Source organism: Rhizobium sp. Root1203, assembly GCF_001424945.1.
Taxonomy (GTDB): Bacteria; Pseudomonadota; Alphaproteobacteria; order Rhizobiales; family Rhizobiaceae; genus Rhizobium.
The window spans coordinates 1-17,690 of the sequence record NZ_LMCW01000056.1; the positions used below are offsets into that span (position 1 = coordinate 1).

The 17,690-nt window shown below is 59.9% G+C and carries 21 protein-coding genes; 12 read left to right on the plus strand and 9 right to left on the minus strand.

Going from position 1 to position 17,690, the window contains the following annotated elements:
- Window positions 1-329: 329 nt before the first annotated feature.
- A complete protein-coding gene (locus ASC97_RS28195; protein ID WP_057471645.1) occupies window positions 330-1,121 on the minus strand; it encodes a phenylalanine 4-monooxygenase in 792 nt (263 codons plus the stop codon).
- A 121-nt stretch (window positions 1,122-1,242) separates the two neighbouring features.
- On the opposite strand from ASC97_RS28195, the gene ASC97_RS28200 reads away from it, so the two are divergent.
- Complete coding sequence (locus tag ASC97_RS28200; protein WP_057471646.1) at window positions 1,243-1,704, plus strand: Lrp/AsnC family transcriptional regulator; 462 nt, start codon at window positions 1,243-1,245, stop codon at window positions 1,702-1,704.
- Between the two features lie 33 nt (window positions 1,705-1,737).
- Here the strand turns inward: ASC97_RS28200 and ASC97_RS28205 are convergent, their stop codons facing one another.
- Window positions 1,738-2,217, minus strand: a complete 480-nt coding sequence (locus ASC97_RS28205; RefSeq protein WP_057471647.1) for an Lrp/AsnC family transcriptional regulator — start codon at window positions 2,215-2,217, stop codon at window positions 1,738-1,740.
- A gap of 129 nt (window positions 2,218-2,346) precedes the next feature.
- Here ASC97_RS28205 and hppD point away from each other — a divergent pair, with 129 nt between their 5' ends.
- Genes hppD through maiA form a run of 4 tightly spaced genes read left to right on the plus strand, consistent with a single transcriptional unit; the run spans window position 2,347 to window position 6,565 of the window.
- On the plus strand, window positions 2,347-3,456 hold the full coding sequence (hppD, locus tag ASC97_RS28210) for a 4-hydroxyphenylpyruvate dioxygenase (protein ID WP_057471648.1): 1,110 nt from the start codon (window positions 2,347-2,349) through the stop codon (window positions 3,454-3,456).
- Window positions 3,457-3,514: 58 nt separating this feature from the next.
- Window positions 3,515-4,873 (plus strand): homogentisate 1,2-dioxygenase, encoded by a 1,359-nt coding sequence (gene hmgA, locus ASC97_RS28215; RefSeq protein ID WP_057471649.1) that lies wholly within the window; start codon window positions 3,515-3,517, stop codon window positions 4,871-4,873.
- Between the two features lie 37 nt (window positions 4,874-4,910).
- Entirely contained in the window at window positions 4,911-5,936 is a 1,026-nt protein-coding gene (locus tag ASC97_RS28220) for a fumarylacetoacetate hydrolase family protein (RefSeq protein WP_057471650.1), read from the plus strand.
- Window positions 5,933-6,565, plus strand: coding sequence for a maleylacetoacetate isomerase (gene maiA / locus ASC97_RS28225; protein ID WP_057471651.1), 633 nt, complete (start codon window positions 5,933-5,935; stop codon window positions 6,563-6,565). Before ASC97_RS28220 ends, maiA begins: the two co-directional genes overlap by 4 nt.
- A gap of 49 nt (window positions 6,566-6,614) precedes the next feature.
- Here maiA and ASC97_RS28230 read toward each other — a convergent pair whose 3' ends face one another.
- Window positions 6,615-7,097 carry an RES family NAD+ phosphorylase gene (locus ASC97_RS28230; protein WP_057471652.1) on the minus strand — a complete coding sequence of 161 codons (483 nt, stop codon included), beginning with the start codon at window positions 7,095-7,097 and terminating at the stop codon, window positions 6,615-6,617.
- Window positions 7,094-7,525 (minus strand): antitoxin Xre/MbcA/ParS toxin-binding domain-containing protein, encoded by a 432-nt coding sequence (locus ASC97_RS28235; RefSeq protein ID WP_057471653.1) that lies wholly within the window; start codon window positions 7,523-7,525, stop codon window positions 7,094-7,096. Before ASC97_RS28235 ends, ASC97_RS28230 begins: the two co-directional genes overlap by 4 nt.
- Before the next feature lie 200 nt (window positions 7,526-7,725).
- Here ASC97_RS28235 and ASC97_RS28240 point away from each other — a divergent pair, with 200 nt between their 5' ends.
- Together ASC97_RS28240 and ASC97_RS28245 are read left to right on the plus strand one after the other, a co-directional pair.
- A complete protein-coding gene (locus ASC97_RS28240; RefSeq protein ID WP_057471654.1) occupies window positions 7,726-8,343 on the plus strand; it encodes a flavodoxin family protein in 618 nt (205 codons plus the stop codon).
- A gap of 6 nt (window positions 8,344-8,349) precedes the next feature.
- On the plus strand, window positions 8,350-8,997 hold the full coding sequence (locus tag ASC97_RS28245) for a UdgX family uracil-DNA binding protein (RefSeq protein ID WP_057471655.1): 648 nt from the start codon (window positions 8,350-8,352) through the stop codon (window positions 8,995-8,997).
- A 28-nt stretch (window positions 8,998-9,025) separates the two neighbouring features.
- On the opposite strand, the gene ASC97_RS28250 is transcribed toward ASC97_RS28245, so the two are convergent.
- The 4 genes from ASC97_RS28250 to ASC97_RS28265 form a co-directional block, all read right to left on the minus strand.
- Window positions 9,026-9,319, minus strand: coding sequence for a DUF3175 domain-containing protein (locus ASC97_RS28250; protein ID WP_057471656.1), 294 nt, complete (start codon window positions 9,317-9,319; stop codon window positions 9,026-9,028).
- A gap of 54 nt (window positions 9,320-9,373) precedes the next feature.
- Entirely contained in the window at window positions 9,374-9,688 is a 315-nt protein-coding gene (locus ASC97_RS28255; RefSeq protein ID WP_057471657.1) for a hypothetical protein, read from the minus strand.
- Window positions 9,689-9,762: 74 nt separating this feature from the next.
- Window positions 9,763-10,485 (minus strand): response regulator transcription factor, encoded by a 723-nt coding sequence (locus tag ASC97_RS28260; protein WP_057471658.1) that lies wholly within the window; start codon window positions 10,483-10,485, stop codon window positions 9,763-9,765.
- 17 nt (window positions 10,486-10,502) lie between these two features.
- Window positions 10,503-11,738, minus strand: a complete 1,236-nt coding sequence (locus ASC97_RS28265; RefSeq protein WP_057471659.1) for a sensor histidine kinase — start codon at window positions 11,736-11,738, stop codon at window positions 10,503-10,505.
- Window positions 11,739-12,009: 271 nt separating this feature from the next.
- On the opposite strand from ASC97_RS28265, the gene ASC97_RS28270 reads away from it, so the two are divergent.
- The 5 genes from ASC97_RS28270 to ASC97_RS28290 all read left to right on the plus strand — a co-directional run bounded on the left by ASC97_RS28270 (window position 12,010) and on the right by ASC97_RS28290 (window position 17,369).
- Entirely contained in the window at window positions 12,010-13,026 is a 1,017-nt protein-coding gene (locus ASC97_RS28270) for an ABC transporter substrate-binding protein (RefSeq protein WP_057471660.1), read from the plus strand.
- 73 nt (window positions 13,027-13,099) lie between these two features.
- A complete protein-coding gene (locus ASC97_RS28275; RefSeq protein ID WP_057471661.1) occupies window positions 13,100-14,554 on the plus strand; it encodes an ATP-binding cassette domain-containing protein in 1,455 nt (484 codons plus the stop codon).
- Window positions 14,551-15,492 carry an ABC transporter permease gene (locus tag ASC97_RS28280; protein WP_057471662.1) on the plus strand — a complete coding sequence of 314 codons (942 nt, stop codon included), beginning with the start codon at window positions 14,551-14,553 and terminating at the stop codon, window positions 15,490-15,492. The genes ASC97_RS28275 and ASC97_RS28280 overlap by 4 nt, the downstream gene beginning before the upstream one ends.
- Window positions 15,489-16,439 (plus strand): ABC transporter permease, encoded by a 951-nt coding sequence (locus tag ASC97_RS28285; RefSeq protein ID WP_057471663.1) that lies wholly within the window; start codon window positions 15,489-15,491, stop codon window positions 16,437-16,439. Before ASC97_RS28280 ends, ASC97_RS28285 begins: the two co-directional genes overlap by 4 nt.
- A 15-nt stretch (window positions 16,440-16,454) precedes the next feature.
- Window positions 16,455-17,369, plus strand: coding sequence for an SMP-30/gluconolactonase/LRE family protein (locus tag ASC97_RS28290; protein WP_057471664.1), 915 nt, complete (start codon window positions 16,455-16,457; stop codon window positions 17,367-17,369).
- A 45-nt stretch (window positions 17,370-17,414) separates the two neighbouring features.
- Here the strand turns inward: ASC97_RS28290 and ASC97_RS28295 are convergent, their stop codons facing one another.
- The gene (locus ASC97_RS28295; protein ID WP_057471665.1) at window positions 17,415-17,672 is read right to left on the minus strand and encodes a YMGG-like glycine zipper-containing protein; all 258 of its coding nucleotides are present in this window, start codon (window positions 17,670-17,672) and stop codon (window positions 17,415-17,417) included.
- Window positions 17,673-17,690 lie beyond the last annotated feature (18 nt).

Consider the following 17,690-nt stretch of genomic DNA (forward strand, 5'->3'; position numbering starts at 1 on the left):
AACGCATTCAGTGAAAGCGTGTCGGCATGCTCGGGGGAGGGGAGCCGTTTCTTTGCCATCCCCGGACCGAATCATGATTTGCCCCGTCTTAGGAATCCCCGCACCGACCAACAGGATTCTACGCGCCGGGTTATGCACACTTTCTATGGGCGGTCGCCGAATGCTGCCACCGATTTTGCCCCACGTACAACTCAACTACTCAACTCGGTGCCCCAGGCGGCAAAAGCGCTGCCTGAATTGCGGGACGTTTTCCGCACGAGACGTAGGTAACAGTCTCAGCTTGCTACGGACGGTGTCTATTGGCGGTTGAGCGTCTATTCGTCCCCGGTTCACGATGCCTTGGCTTCGAAAGCGGGCGCGAAGTCACCCAGCGACTTCGCCGAGAGGATCAAGCTTTCGATATCCTGCTCGACGATCGCCTCAAGGTCGGCGAAGCTGTCGATCACGTAGTAGATCGGCTGGACGATATCGATCCGGTAAGCCGTCCTCAGCACACTCAGCAGATCGAAAGGCCGGAATTCGCACGCACGGCCTTCCATTGCTGCCATTGCTTCGCTTGGCGACGAGACGATGCCCGCGCCGTAGCAGCGGCGGCCTTGCGTCGTATTGATCAGCCCGAACTCGACGGTAAACCAGAAGATGCGGAACAAATGCCACGAATACCCCTTGCCGAGGCGCACGGCGGTTTCGCCGAAACGTCGTACGAAGTTTGCATAGCTCTGGTTGGTGAGCAGCGGACAATGGCCGAACACCTCATGGAAGAGATCCGGCTCCTCGATATAGTCCATGTGCTCGCGGCGGCGCAGGAAGGTTGCGAGCGGGAATTTGCCTTGCGACAGGAGCTCGTAGAAACGCGATGGAGGAATAAGCGCTGGAACGCCTTCGACGCCGAAGCCGGTGGTTTCGTTCAGGCGCCGGTTCACGTCGAGAAGTTGGGGGACCTTATCCGGCTTTAGCCCCAGCGTTTTGACGCCGTCGAGATATTCGTGGCAGGCCATGTTGGCCAGCAGCTTCAGCTGACGCGTGTAGAGTTCTCCCCATATCGCATCTTCCTCGGGGGTATAGGCGTATAAACCATCCGGACCGGGAAGTTTGGCGGTGTAGCTGCTTTCCTTGGTCATACCGTTCCTCCGAGGCACTGCTGCTTTTTCACCAGTATGCTCCGGCCCTTATGGATATTCTTTCCTTTTCTTCCCGGGTTTGGTATAATTATGGAAGATAATTTCGAGAAAATGTTTTGGCATGAAAGAATCTGGGAATTTTCCGCGCAGGCTCCTTGAGCTCATTCAGTCCGATGGCAGCCTTTCGCTGTCAGAGTTGGCTGATAGGGCTGGCATGTCGCAAAGTTCGGCATGGCGGAAGATCCAGGAGCTGGAAGCGAGCGGCGTCATCCGCAAGCGTGTGACCCTGCTCGATCCGGGGAAACTTGATCTCAAGCTCTGTGTCGTCGCGCATGTCACGCTCGACGACCACCACGAAGAGGCAGTAGCGTCCTTCGCCTCGGTGGTTCTGGAGCGGCCGGAGATTATGGAGTGCTACGCATTGTCCGGTGCCTTCGACTACATGCTGAAGATCCGGACAAGGGATGTGGAAAGCTACGAGGCTTTCATGACCCGGTACCTCATGAGAAACCCCCATGTGCGCACGGTCGTATCGAGTTTTGTCCTGCGCGAGCTGAAATTCTCCACCGAACTGCCGATCTAGCGCGGATCGCCCAAAACGATGCAGCCGGCGTCCTCAGCCGCTCAGCATGTGCACCGGCAACCCTTCAAATGTCTTGAGCGTGTCGAGGACGATCGAAGTCTTCACGTGCTGCACCGACTCGTGAGGCAACAGGATGTCGTTGACGAACCGCGAAAGGTCGGTGAGCCCGCGTGTCGCGACCTTCAGGTGATAGTCCATTTCACCGGTCAGGGCATAGGCTTCCAGCACTTCCGGTAGTCCGTTGATGAGTTGGGAAAATCTGCGGGCATTGTCTCTGTTGTGCGTTGCAAGGGTGACGGAAATCACCACCAGCATGTCCAGGCCCAGCTTTTGCCGATCCAGGTTGGCCTGGTAACCCCTGATAAATCCCTCCGACTCCAGTCTCGTCCGTCGGCGAGAGCACTGCGAAGGTGAAAGCGCGATCCGCTCCCCCAATTCGTTGTTCGTCAACCTGCCGTCCCTTTGGAGCTCCTGGAGCAGACGCAAATCGAACATATCAAGCCGTTCATTCATTGCACGAAATCCTCAAATCTCTCACGATCCGTGCATAAATTCCTCCGCAGATGAGAAGAATGCAAGAACTTTGCGGGCGTTTTGGATCACACTTTGCATAACCAGAAGCAAATTTCCTTGGAGGAGAAAATGGGCCCCTTTCCGCATGACGCGCCGCCGCCGGACATCACCGCCACCAATCCCGCTGGCACCGACGGCTTCGAATTCGTTGAGTTCGCCCATCCGGAACCGGAGAAATTGCGCGAGCTCTTCTCGCGCATGGGCTACATTCCAGTCGCCAGGCACAAGACGAAGGACATCACCGTTTGGCGTCAGGGTGACATCAACTATATCCTGAACGCCGAGGCGGGCAGCCATGCCACTCGCTTCGTCGCTGAGCACGGTCCCTCTGCTCCATCGATGGCCTGGCGGGTCGTCGATGCCAAGCACGCCTTCGACCATGCGATATCAAAAGGTGCCGTTGCCTACGAGGGGAATGACAAGGCGCTCGACGTTCCGGCGATCGTTGGCATTGGTGGCTCGCTGCTCTATTTTGTCGAGACCTATGGTGCAAAGGGATCGGCTTATGACGTCGAATTCGATTGGCTGGGCGAGCGCAACCCGCATCCCGAAGGAATGGGCTTCTACTATCTCGACCATCTGACGCACAACGTCTTCCGGGGCAACATGGACAAGTGGTGGGATTTCTACCGTGAAATGTTCAATTTCAAGCAGATCCACTTCTTCGATATCGACGGACGCATCACCGGTCTGGTCAGCCGGGCCATCACGTCGCCTTGCGGAAAAATCCGTATTCCCCTGAATGAATCGAAGGACGAGACCAGCCAGATCGAAGAGTTTCTGAAGAAATACAAGGGCGAAGGTATCCAGCACATCGCCGTTGGAACAGAGAATATCTATGGGGCCACCGACAGGCTTGCCGAGAATGGTCTTCGCTTCATGCCGGGTCCTCCGGAGACCTATTACGACATGTCCCATGAACGGGTAAACGGCCATGACGAACCCATCGAACGCATGAAGAAGCATGGCATTCTTATCGACGGCGAAGGCGTGGTGAACGGTGGCATGACCAAAATCCTGCTGCAGATTTTCTCAAAGACGGTCATCGGGCCGATCTTCTTCGAATTCATCCAGCGCAAAGGTGACGAAGGCTTTGGTGAAGGCAATTTCCGCGCACTTTTCGAGTCGATAGAGGCGGATCAGATCAGGCGCGGCGTGATCGGGACGGCGGCAGAGTGATATCGTCTGGCGACCCCGGCATCGCGGGTCGCCCTGAGTTTTGGGGAGGAATTGGGCAATGGAACAAACGGCAACACAGGCTCGAGACGGTGTCTCGGCGGCAGGCACGCTCGAATATATGCCGGGGTTCGGCAACGACTTCGAGAGCGAGTCGCTTCCTGCCGCGTTGCCGCAAGGCCAGAACAGCCCACAGACATGCAATTACGGTCTTTACGCCGAGCAGCTCTCCGGCTCGCCTTTCACCGCCCCACGTGGGACGAATGAAAGATCCTGGCTCTATCGCATTCGCCCGAGCGTGCGCCACACCCGTCGCTTCTCGAACGCCAGCTTGCCGCTTTGGAAATCCGCGCCCTGCCTGGACGAGCATTCGCTTCCTCTGGGCCAGCTTCGCTGGGACCCGGTTGCCGCGCCGACCGAGACGCTGACGTTTATTGAGGGAGTGCGAACGATGACGGCGGCAGGCGATGTCCTGACCCAGGTTGGCATGGCCGCCCATCTCTATGTCTTCAACGAAGACATGATCGACGACTACGTCTTCAACGCGGATGGCGAGCTCTTGATCGTTCCCCAACTCGGGGCGATCCGGGTCTTCACCGAAATGGGCATGATGGATGTCGAGCCTCTCGAAATATGTCTCATTCCCCGTGGGATGATGTTCAAGGTGATGCGCAGCGGCGAGCATCCGGTATGGCGTGGATATATCTGCGAGAATTACGGCGCCAAATTCAGGCTGCCGGATCGGGGGCCAATCGGTGCGAACTGCCTGGCCAATCCACGCGACTTCAAGATACCCGTTGCGGCTTTCGAGGATAAGGAAACCCCTTGCCGCGTCCACGTCAAGTGGTGCGGAAAATTCTATGTCACAGAGATCGGCCACTCGCCCCTCGATGTGGTGGCCTGGCACGGCAACTACGCGCCCTTCAAATATGACTTGCGGACGTTTTCCCCGGTCGGCGCAATCCTGTTCGATCACCCCGACCCATCGATTTTCACGGTGTTGACGGCGCCTACCGAAGAGGCGGGGACCGCGAACGTCGATTTCGTGATCTTTCCGCCGCGCTGGCTCGTTGCCGAACACACCTTCCGCCCTCCGTGGTACCACCGGAACATCATGAGTGAATTCATGGGCCTGATCCATGGTCAGTATGATGCAAAGGAAGAAGGATTCGTCCCGGGTGGCATGAGCCTGCACAACATGATGCTCCCCCACGGGCCGGATGCGCTTGGCTTCGAGAAGGCCGCCAGGTCCGAACTCAAGCCTGTGAAACTTGATCACACCATGGCGTTCATGTTCGAGACACGGTACCCGCAGCAACTGACAAGGTACGCGGCGGAACTCGAAACGCTGCAGGACAACTACCTGGAATGCTGGGACGGCCTGGAACGCAAGTTCGATGGGACACCGGGCATCAAGTGAAGGCCGCTCACGCATCCTCCGCCACTGGAATTGGGACATGAAGCTCGCGACATTGAAAAACTCCACGAGGGATGGTCGGCTTGTCGTCGTCTCCCGCGATCTGACCCGCTTCTGCGAGGTCGGTCACGTTGCCCGGACGCTGCAGGCAGCTCTCGACGATTGGGAGCACGTGGCTCCGAGACTTGCACAGATCGCGCAAGGCGTCGAGACAGGCGCCCAGCCGACCGGCAGGTTCCATGAACATGACGCCACGTCGCCCTTGCCGCGCGCCTATCAGTGGGCCGACGGTTCGGCCTATGTCAATCATGTCGAGCTCGTGCGCAAGGCGCGCGAGGCAGAGATGCCGGCGAGCTTTTGGGTCGATCCGCTGATGTATCAAGGGGGGTCTGACGGTTTCCTGGCCCCGCGCGACCCGATCGTGATGGCCGACGAGGCTTATGGGATCGATATGGAAGGCGAGGTTGCCGTCGTCGTGGGCGACGTGCCCATGGGTTCCAGTCCGCAGGTCGCCCGTGCCGCCATCCGGCTGGTGATGCTCGTCAACGATGTGTCGCTACGCGGTCTCATACCGGGGGAGCTTGCAAAGGGATTTGGTTTTTTCCAGTCCAAACCCGCGTCTGCATTTTCTCCGGTTGCGGTAACGCCTGACGAGCTCGGAGACGACTGGGACGGCGGGAAAGTGCATCGTCCGCTACTCGTAAGCCTGAACGGCAAGGCGTTCGGCAAGGCGAATGCCGGCATCGACATGACGTTTGATTTTGGCCAGCTGATCGCCCATGCCGCCAAGACCCGCAACCTCGTAGCCGGAACGGTCATCGGTTCGGGAACGGTTTCGAACAAGCTGGACGGTGGAGCGGGCAGACCCGTCGAAGATGGAGGAGACGGCTACTCCTGCATCGCCGAGATACGGATGATTGAGACCATCCAGACCGGATCTCCGAGGACTCCGTTCCTGAAGTTCGGCGACATCGTCCGTATTGAGATGAAGGATCGAGCCGGACAATCGATCTTCGGGGCGATCGAGCAAACCGTCGAGAAATATGCCGGGGGCGAAACCCGATGACGCAGTTCGTTCTCTACGACTACTGGAGATCATCGGCGAGCTATCGCGTTCGCATCGCACTCAATATCGTGGGGATCGATTACACGACAGTGTCAATCAACCTGTTGGAGGGGGCGCACAAGAGCCCCGACTATCTCGCGTTGAACCCCCAGGGTCTCGTGCCGACATTGGTGATCGACGGAAGGACGCTGACGCAGTCGCTGGCGATCATCGAATATCTGACGGACATTCGGCCAGAATGCGGCTTGCTGCCAATGGACATTGCCGACCGACACCACGTCAGAGCACTTTCATACGCGATCGCCATGGACATTCATCCCATCTGCAACATGCATGTCGCAGCGCATGTCAGGACGATAGTGGGCAAAGCTGACGCGCGCGAGGAATGGATGAAGCACTTCATCTCAGATGGGCTACGCAAACTGGAAGCGATGCTCGATAAATTCGACGGAGACTTCAGTCTTGGAGATGCGCCGACGATGGTCGATCTCTGCCTTGTCCCCCAAGTCTACAACGCCCGCCGCTGGGGCGTTGATATGGCCGGCTTCAAGCGCATCGTTGATATCGATCGCAGGTGTGCGGCTTTGCCGGCGTTTCAGGCCGCACATCCCGACCGCGTGAAACCATAGTGGCAACGCGCGCGGTGCGCAGCCGAGACCGGACGTCTCATCCAGCTTATCATGGTCCAAACAGCCGTTTGTCCCAATAGACCGGTTGATGAAGGCTCACCGCAATTCTTGGGGACTCGGGATGCGCCGGGTTGATGATAATATTATTATCCAGCCGGGCCACAATGCTTGGCACAATCAAAATGACGCTTCGCCGTTGCAGGTGCCATTCCTCGCCAAATCGCTTGCTTGCGACTGCCGGCATCGAGTCCCAGCCCGGCAATGCTGCCGTCGACACGACCTCGTAGGTCAGTCCTCGGGGAATTGTAATCTGGACGTAGTGCTGGTTCGGCGGCAGACGCCCGCTTCCGTGAACAAGCCTTTCAAGAACCGCAGTCGAATAGTGCTCGCTGCTGTAGATGACCGGGCTGCCGGGAGTGTTCCAACGACCCGGCGCAATGGTCGAGCCGGTGGCATCAAATATGGGATAAGCGCCGTTCGGATCGCCTATTCGGAAAGAGGACAGCGTTCGGTCAAGAACCTGAGCCGTCACGCAGCGCTTCCATATTTCAGGCTTGCAAGGATCTCCAACACCAGTTCGGCCCCGATCTCGTTTTGAATGACCACATCGATCGGCGCTCTGTCCTCAAGCATTGGGTGGTTTCTGAACAGGAAGTAGCGGGCGGCTGCCGGGCTCTGCCAGACATCGACGGCAAGATTCCACACGCGCGCAACACGCGCTACCCTCATTCCTTCGTCGGGCGACAGACGAAGGCTGATCTTGCGCCGCTCCAAAGTAGCCTTGGGGACGAATCGGTACTTGAAATGTCCATCGTTCGGAGCCAACAGATGAGATATTCTCTCCAGAACGGCAATTGGAAGCCCCCCTTCAATTCGGGAGATGAGGCCAAGCGGCGACCGCGCCGCGGTCTCCCTGGCTGGAAGGCCGAGTACGTCCGCTACTCCTTCAAATGCCAACATCACGAATTCCTTACCTCATTTGAGACTAAAAATAGTCTCGTTCGGCACAAGATGCAATCGCACCTTTTGAAGCGATGGCAACCAGGGTTGCTTGCAGGGCAAAGGCCTAACTCAGCCATGCGGACCATGCGTTGGTCCTGGAACGATCTGACGCGCGAGGTGTTATTCAAAGCTGCAATTTTGCGTGCCGGATTCCCAAGATGACCGTTAAAGCCCTTGCCCTCAATGGCACTCTTAAATCCTCGAATTCCTCGGAGAAATCGTCAAGGGGCAAGCTGCTTCAGCTCATCGCCGAGGAATTCAAAAGGCACGGTGTTGAAACCGAGACGATCCGGCTTGCCGATTACGATATCAAGCCTGGCGTCACGTCGGATGAAGGCGGAGGTGATGCATGGCCGGAGATTCGCGAGAAGATCCTGAACGCGGACCTTCTCGTCCTGGGAACGCCAATCTGGCTCGGCCAACCCTCAAGCGTCTGCAAACGCGCGCTGGAGCGGATGGATACCTTTCTCGAGGAAACCGATGACGAAGGTAGGATGGTGTCCTATGGCAAGGTTGCTGCCGTCGCCGTGGTTGGAAACGAAGATGGTGCCCATCATGTGTCGGCGGAACTCTTCCAGGCATTGAACGATGTCGGTTTTACGGTTCCGGCCAATGCCGTGGCGTATCGGGTCGGTGAGGCGATGGGATCGACAAATTTTGTCGATCTTAAGCGGACGCCGAAGGCCGTTCAGGCGATGATATCGATGCTAGCCCGAAACACGGCGCATTTGGCTGGGCTGTTGAAACGATCTCAATATCCGGGCGAAGAAGGATAGTTTGCGTTGGCGGCATCCGCAAAAAGCAAAGTACGCGTGCCTCCTGCCTTTGTCGAACCACATGCGCAGGCAAAGTGCCTATCGGCGCTCCACAGACAGGCGAATTCCTGCGAGAGATGCGAACTGTATAAGAACGCCACACAGACGGTGTTTGGCGAGGGTCACTCTGGCGCACGCGTGGTCCTCGTTGGTGAGCAGCCCGGCGATAGAGAAGATATCGCAGGCATGCCATTTGTCGGTCCCGCTGGCAGGTTGCTCGACGAATGCCTGCATGAGGCAAGTATCGACAGGTCGCTCTGCTATGTTACGAATGCCGTCAAGCACTTCAAGTTCGAGCGGCGCGGAAAGCGTCGGCTGCATGCCAAGCCGAACGCCGGGGAGATACAGCGTTGTGCATGGTGGCTCGGCGGCGAAATCGATGTTGTGCGACCGCATCTCATTGTTGCGCTCGGCGCGACGGCACTCTACGCGTTGATGGGTCACTCTGTCGGTCTTACAAAGGAACGTGGCCAGATCCTGGCGACTCCCAACCAGGTGCCGCTCCTCGTGACGGTTCATCCGTCCTATTTGCTTCGGATCCGGAACCGCAACGATCGTGACAGCGAGCATCTCAAATTTGTCGACGACCTGCGCATGATCAGTCGCTATCTGTGATTGCTCGAAATTTCTACCAAAGTGGATGTCAGTGCTTCGGTTGCTTTCCGAAATCCTTGCGCAGTTCGTCTTTGGCGCGCTCAAGCGTTGAAAGGCGGGTTTTCGAGAGCTCTTTGCCGGCACGATTGATATAGAAGTTCAGCATCGACATGGCAGATTGAAACGGACCGGACTTGCGGCGGTCGCTTTGCTCTGCGGATTTCTTGAGTGAATCGGCGATCTTCTTGGCGCTGCGCTTCTTGAAGACGCCGCCTTCCAGATCCATCGCGTTGCTGCTGTCAGTTACGTCCTGCGACCATTTCCTCTTCGATTTTTTCGGCATCGGGAATCCTCCGAAAATACATGCGGCGCCATTCACGATGGCGCCGGTTAGGTTTCAGTGATGGGCATGGTGCTCGTTGCGTTTGCGGGTTGCTGCAGCCTTTTTGGCAGAAGCGGAACGCTCTTCCTTGGTTCGGGAAGCAGCCGCGGCCCCTCCCTTGCGCCCGCCTTTTTCGGAGGAGGCATGGTTCTCCGCATGACCGCGGCCAGAGCCGGATTTTTTGCCCCCGCCGCTTTCCTTGTTGACGGTGGCCCAGGAGCGACGCTCGGCCTCCTCCTCGGAAACCCCGCGGTCCTCGTATCCTTCCTCGATGTGCTCTGCCTTGCGCTTCTGCTTGTCGGTGTATGCAGACTTGTCACCCTGGGGCATGGAACGTCTCCTTTGCTGAATGTGAAGCAAGGAAAACTACGTTCTGGCTGCAAAGTTCCAGCGGGCTGGGCGGCCTACTTCCCTTCCAGCCACTCCTGCAATTCCACCTCTGCCCGCTCCAGCGCGCTGTAGTTCAGGAGTTTCCGCAGGAAGGCAACGGTGACGGCGCGAGCGCGGAGATTGAAGCGGCCTTCGTCGTGGTCGTCGCCGGCTGTGTGGTAGACGTCGAGCTTGTCGTAGAGTTGCTGCAAGCGGTTCTGCACGCTGCGCAGCGAGAGGTTGCGGCGGCGGGCGATCGCCCGATCCGTCATGCCGAGCGCGATATCGACGAGAATCTCGTATTCGGAGTCGGTGAAGCCGTTGGCCTGTCCCAGGCTTTTCTGCTGGAGGCCACGCACCTCGCGATCGATGACGCACTGGCTCTCGATGAAGATGGAACGCAGCGCCAGCTTCAGCCGTTCGTCGGAAGCCGATTTCAGCACGTAACCATAGGCGGCGCCGTCGGGCACGATGCGCGACACCCCGCGTACATAGGCCTCGTCGGAATAGTTGGACCAGAAGAGAATGCGTGTCTCCGGGCGCTCCTTCCAGATGGTGCGCGCGGCCTCGATTCCGTTGCGGTTCGGCATTTGCAGGTCCATGACGATATGCGCCGACTTGTGATTGCGGGCAAGCTTTTCGCACATCGTTCCATTTTCCGCTTCGATCACCGTGTCGCATTCGGGCAAGGCCGAACACACCGCCTCGTGCAGGTAGGAGCGGTGCAGTGGGTCATCCTCGACGATCAGAACCTTCATCGGAGCCGTCTCCATTTTCATACCGCGACACCCACGCCCGACGGGACGAGGGGCAGGTGCACCGTCACTGTCGTTCCGCGGTTCGCCTGGCCTGGGCCGATCGTGAAGCGGGCGGAGATCAGCCGCGCCCGCGTCTTCATATTATCGATGCCGCCGCCGAAGCGGCCGCGCGGATTGGCGAGCCCTTTGCCGTCATCGGATATGTCGATGGCAAATTGTCCATCTTCTGCCTTGAGGCGCACGGTAACCGACAGCGGCTGGGAGTGGCGCACGGCATTGTTGATCGCCTCCTGGGCGATCCGAAAAAGGGCCACGTTGACGGCAGGTTCCAGCGTCTCGAGTACACCGTCGGTTTCGTCCACGACTGCCCATTCGATCGGAATGCCGCTGTCGCGCACCGAACGGTCAAGATGGTTCTCCACTGCCTGCGCCAGTCCGAAGAGCTGCAGCACGGAGGGTTTCGCCTGCTCTATGATCTGCCTGAGATCCTGCATGCAGTGCTGCAGGCTGCGCGATACCGGCTCCAGCGCCTCGCCCGTCAGGTCGCCGTTGCGCGACAGGCGATCGATGCGGCGGACGAGGCGGGTGAGATCGGCGAGCGTCTGGTCGTGAAGGTCCATGCCGATGCGCTGGCGCTCCTGCTCCAGAGCTTCGGTCAATTTCAACGCACCCTGCCGGAGGCCTTCCTCGCGGGCGCGCGCCTCAGCTTCGACAATGGCGGAGCGCTGTGCCTGCTCGGCGGCACGCAAGGCAAAGAAGTAAGGCGTCAGAAGATCGGCGATGATGCGGGCGCGGTCGACGTCCTCCATCGCATAGACGCCGGGCGATTGGGAGGAACAGGAAAAGGCGGCGATGATCGTGCCCTGAACGTTCATGGGGACATGCAGGCGGCTTCGCAGCGACTGCTCGTTGATCGGCCGCTTGAAGGCGCCTTCGAAGTGGAAACGCGGATCGGTCATGGCATCGTCGGCCAGAATATAGTCGACCTCGCCCCACAGCAGGGAGCGGATTGGGCTGTTGACGACGGGTGCGCCGGCGAGCATGCCCCAGGCGGTTTCCATGCCTGTCTCGTAGGCAGTGTGGTAGTTGCCTCCCTCCAGGAGGACGCAGACGTCGAGATGATCGTGCGGAATGATGTGCGCGACTTCAGCCGCAACCGAGCGGATGGCCGAACGGAAATCCAGCTGGCCTGCGAGAAGCCGCGATATCCCGAGATAGTGTTCGAACAGCGCGGCGGGTGCGAGTTGCAACATGGCATTTCCTCCCGAAGGGGCAGGCACCGCCTCCGCCATCCTCGTTCGCACAAGTAAAGCGCTGCAAAGGCTCCCGCGTCTTGCACAAACCCGCAACTTCTTGCGCAAAACCCGCAAACTTATTGCCGCATCGCGTCTGTACAGGCCCTGCAATCTACCTCATCCTGCTCTTACTGAGAGGAGGATGCTCAGTGCAAGAACAATTTTCATTCGACTGCGCAAGCAGCGATGAAGCGATCCGCCGGGAGGGTGGATCTTGAGGGAGAGAGAGATGACAATCCGTAAGATGCTTCTGGCGTCGGTTGCAGTCGCGTGCGCCGCCATGCCGGTTTCCGCCTTTGCCGACACGTCTGGCAAGAAGATCGCGCTTTCCAATAACTATTCCGGCAACTCCTGGCGTCAGGCGATGCTGACCAGCTGGGGCAATGTGACGGGCGAAGCCGTAAAGGCGGGCGTCGTCGCCGCCGCCGATCCATTCACCACCGCTGAAAACCAGGCGACCGAGCAGGCCGCCCAGATCCAGAACATGATCCTGCAGGGCTATGACGCGATCGTCCTCAATGCCGCTTCGCCGACCGCGCTCAACGGCGCTGTCAAGGAAGCCTGCGACGCCGGCATCACGGTCGTCTCCTTTGACGGCATCGTGACAGAACCCTGCGCATGGCGCATCGCCGTCGACTTCAAGGAAATGGGCCGAGGGCAGGTTGAGTACCTTTCGAAGAAGATTCCGAAGGGCGGTAATCTGCTCGAAATCCGCGGCCTCGCCGGCGTCTTCGTCGATGACGAGATCTCGGCCGGTATCCACGCCGGTGTCGCGCAGTTCCCGCAGTTCAAGATCGTCGGCTCGGTTCATGGCGACTGGGCGCAGGACGTTGCCCAGAAGGCCGTTGCCGGCATTCTACCGAGCCTGCCGGAAATCGTCGGCGTCGTGACGCAGGGTGGCGACGGCTATGGCGCGGCGCAGGCCATCGCGGCTGCAAGCCGCAAGATGCCCATCATTGTCATGGGCAACCGCGAAGACGAACTGAAGTGGTGGAAGCAACAGAAGGACGCGAACGGCTACGAGACCATGTCCGTGTCGATTGCGCCCGGTGTTTCGACGCTCGCCTTCTGGGTCGCCCAGCAGATTCTGGATGGCAAGGAGGTCAAGAAGGACCTCGTGGTGCCATTCCTCAGCATCGAGCAGGCGAACCTCGAAACGAACCTCGCCAACACGCAGGCAGGCGGTGTCGCCAACGTCGAATACTCGCTCGACGACGCCAAGAAGGTGATCGAAGCAGCAAAGTAATTCCTCTCGAGGCGCCGCGCGGTTCGAACAGGGTCGCGCGGCTTTTTCTTTTCCCCAATAGAAGCGATGACAAATGACGGATGACACGCTGAAGGCAGTGGTCGAGGTCGATGATGCCAAGGTGAGTTTCGGTGCGGTCAAGGCGCTCGACGGCGTGACGATTGCAATCATGCCCGGTGAATGCGTTGGCCTCGTGGGCCACAACGGCGCCGGTAAATCGACCATCGTCAGCGTCATCAATGGCGGACTGACGCCGCACCAGGGCACGGTTTCCAGCGACGGCGAGATAATTTCGCGCTACGGCATCAACGCCGCACGCGCCCGCGGCGTGCGCTGCGTCTTTCAGGAACTATCGCTCTGCCCGAACCTGACCATCGTCGAGAACACGCGCATCATGCACCGCCATCTGGGCGGGTTCGGCTGGCGCAAAAGGGCCGAAAAGGTCATCGCGCACAGCCTCGATGCAGTGTTTCCCGGCCACGGCATAGCAAGCGACCGCACTGTCGGCGATCTTTCCATAGCCGAGCGGCAGATGGTCGAGATCGCGATGGCTTTTTCCAACGCCGGCATAGCGCCGCGTCTCGTCATTCTGGACGAGCCTACATCTTCGCTCGATGCGAGCCTTGCAAAGCAGATGCTCGCCCATGTCCGCCATTTCGTTGCAGGCGGCGGCGCCGTCATCTTCATCTCGCACATCCTTCACGAGATCCTCACTACCGCAAACCGCATCGTCGTCATGAAGGATGGCCGCATCGTTGCGGAGCGCCCGGCGGCCTATTTCTCGGAGCACAGCCTCGTCGAGACCATGGGCAGTGTCGTGAAAGGCGAGGTGCATCGTCGCGCAAACCGCGACCTGGACGCGGCCCCCGTCGCGCTCGAGCAGGTGGGCCGCGGGCTGGCATTTCAGGCGAAACGCGGCGAGATCGTCGGGCTCGCGGGGCTTGCCGGCCATGGCCAGACGGAGATGCTGATGAAACTTCATTCCCTGAGCAGCGGCGACTGGTTACCGAAGCGCGATCCGCTCGTCACCTTCGTTGCGGGTGACCGCCGGCTGAATGGCGTCTTCGAGCTCTGGAGCATCCTGAAGAACCTGTCCATCGCCTCACTCTGTGACCTCGCACAACGCGGCGTCGTCGATGCCGACAGTGAAGCGACGAAGGGCAGTGCCTGGAAACAGAAGATCGAGATCCGCACACAGGACATGTCGAACCGCATCCTGTCGCTCTCCGGCGGCAATCAGCAGAAAGTATTGTTTGCCCGCGCGCTTTCGACGCGCGCGCCGGTGGTGCTGATGGACGATCCGATGCGCGGCGTCGACGTCGGCACCAAGAAGGAAGTCTATGAGATCATCCGGCACGAGGCGGCAGGCGGCCGCACCTTCGTCTGGTATTCGACGGAAATGGAGGAAGTCTGCCTCTGCGACCGCGTCTATGTCTTCCGCGAGAGCGCGATTGTCGCCGAACTTGCCGGCGATGCGGTCAACGAGAAGAACATTCTCGCCGCCTCCTTCGAGGGAGCCGCCGCATGAGGCTTTCGACCGATACCGTCCGGCTGCTCATTCCGGCCCTGTCACTGACCGTTCTGCTTGCCGCCGTCTTCTGGCTGCAGCCGCGTGCCATGAGCTACGTGGGCCTGAACCTGCTCTTCAATCTCGCCGTCCCGATTGCGCTCGCCACCATCGCCCAGATGCTGATCATGTCGGTCAACGACCTCGATCTGTCGATGGGCACCTTCGTCAGCTTCGTCGCCTGCGTCACCGCGACGTTTCTGCGTGACGCGCCGCTCGTGGGCGTGCTGATACTTGCCGGCGCGATCGCAATTTACGCCGCGCTCGGAGTCTTCATCCATCTGCGCGGCCTGCCATCCATCGTCGTCACGCTGGGGATGAGCTTCGTCTGGGCCGGGCTCGCCGTACTGCTGCTGCCGGCTCCGGGCGGGCAGGCGCCCGACTGGGTGCGCTGGCTGATGACGGTCAAGCCGCCGCTGATGCCGATGGCGATCGTCGCGAGCATCATCGTTGCCCTGATCGCGCAGCTCATCGTGATGCGCTCGTCGCTCGGTGTGCTGATCCGCGGTGTCGGCGGCAACGAGCGCTCTGTCGAGCGGGCGGGCTGGTCGATCGTCGCCGCGCGCGCTGCCGCCTATGGGCTCGCCGGCCTCTTCGCCGTGGCCGCAGGTATTACGCTCGTCGGGCTCACGACCTCGGCCGATGCCAATATCGCACTTCGCTATACGTTGCTGTCCATTGCCGGCGTCATTCTCGGCGGCGGCGAGTTCATCGGCGGGCGCGTCTCGCCGATCGGCGCCGTCCTCGGCGCTCTGACGCTGACACTCGCAGGCTCGCTCCTGTCCTTCCTGCGGATCTCCCCCGACTGGCAGATCGGGGCACAAGGTGCGATCCTGATCGTCGTCCTCGCGCTCCGGCTCTTCCTCAACCGCCTCGAGAAACGGGAGAAACGCCGATGAGCACGCTCGCCGGACTTTCCCGCAAGCCGTGGATTTGGTCGTGGCTTGCCGCTTTCGCCGTCTGGTTCGCGACGATCATGGTCACGGGGGGCGCCAGCACGCTCGGCCTGTCGCAGGCGGCCTTCACGTTCGCCGCCTTCTCGATCATCGTCGGCATCGGCCAGATGTTCGTCATCACGCTCGGTCCTGGCAATATCGACCTTTCGGTTCCGGCCACCATGACGCTTGCCGGAACGGTGGCGCTGAAGCTGATGAACGTCGAGAACGGCCTTGTCCTGCCGGGCCTTGTCGTCGCGATCCTGATCGGCATCAGTGTCGGCATCTGCAATTATGCCCTTATCAAGGCGCTGCGTATCCCGCCGATCATCGCCACACTGTCGATGAGCTTCATCGTGCAGTCATCCGCGATCTGGACCAACCGCGGCCTGCGCATCAAGCCGCCGGCCTTTCTCGCCGACTTCACCACGTCGAGCACGCTCGGCGTGCCCAACGTTGCGATCATCGCTCTTGTCTTGTCGCTCGTCGCCTGGTTCCTGCTCGAAAAGACCATCTACGGACGGTGGATCTCGGCGATCGGGCAAAGCATGCCGGCCGCCAGGATGGCGGGAATTCCCGTCGATGGCGCCCGGTTCGTCACCTACATCTTCTGCGCGGTGCTGGCGTCGCTTGCGGGCTACCTGCTCGCCTGCTTCTCAGGGGGCGCGGCGCTTAACATGGGCTCGGAATATCTGCTCATGTCCATCGCGGTCGTCGTCATCGGCGGTACGGCGGTCGCGGGTGGAGATTCCAACGTCCCTGGCATATGGGGCGCCTCGCTCTTCATGTTCCTTGTTGTCTCCATGCTCAACACCTACGGTCTTGGAGCGGGCATCCGCCTCATCATGACCGGCCTCATCATCATCAGCGTTATCCTGCTTGCTGGCGGTCGCCAGTTGGGCGGGCGATAGTTTCGGGAACTCCACATGACCACCGGCTCTCTCTACGAAATCCACGATCGGCGCTTCGGTAACCTGATCGTCGGCAGTGCGCGGCTGGAAGAACTCCATTCGGGCTGCCGCTGGGCGGAAGGTCCGGTTTGGTTCAACGATGCCAACCAGCTCCTTTGGAGCGATATTCCCAACCAGCGCATCATGCGGTGGACACCCGAAGGCGGCGTCTCCGTCTATCGCCAGCCGTCCAACTTCAGCAACGGCCACACGCGCGACCGGCAGGGCCGCCTGGTCTCCTGCGAGCATGGCACGCGTCGCGTGACGCGAACGGAGATCGATGGTTCGGTGACCGTGCTCGCCGACAGTTTTGAGGGGAAACGGCTGAACTCGCCGAACGATGTCATCGTCCGCTCGGACGGCTCTGTGTGGTTCACGGACCCAACCTACGGCATTCTTTCGGATTACGAAGGCTATCGTTCCGAGCCCGAGCAGAAGACGCGCAACGTCTACCGCCTCGATCCGGAAAGCCGTGAGCTGACGGCGGTCGTTACGGATTTCAACCAGCCGAACGGCCTTGCCTTCTCGCCTGACGAAACCACCCTTTATATCGCCGATTCCGGCGCCAGCCATGACGCGACCCTGCCACGGCACATCCGCGCCTTCGACGTCGTCGACGGCTTGAGCTTGGCGCGGGGTCGCGTGTTCGCCCTTATTGACAAAGGCATCCCCGACGGCATCCGCACGGACATCGCCGGGAACCTTTGGTCAAGCGCTGCCGATGGCGTGCAGTGCTTTGCGCCGGACGGGACGCTACTCGGCAAGATCCTCGTGCCCCAGACGGTTGCGAACCTCACATTCGGTGGCCCCCGCCGCAACCGCCTCTTCATCGCGGCCACCAACTCGCTCTATTCCATCTACGTGACGGCAAAGGGCGCGCAGGTGCCGTGAGGAGGCCGCCGTCCCACTTGGGAGGCGGCGACTGAAATGGCCGGTTTAACGGCAACGTGCTTCATAGGTCCGGCCGTAGCGATCACGATAGACGCAATAGCCTCGCCGTTCCGTCGATCGGCCGATCAGCGCACCAGCGAGACCTCCCGCCACGGCGCCGACAGCTGCTCCGCCCCAACTGTTGGAAACGGCTCCGCCAATAATTGCGCCGGTGCCGGCCCCGATGGCTGTTCCTTGCTCTGTGGCTGTGCAGGATGCGAGTGCGCCAATTGTTGCACTGACGAGTACGATTTTTCTGAACATCTCAAAGTTCCCCCGGTT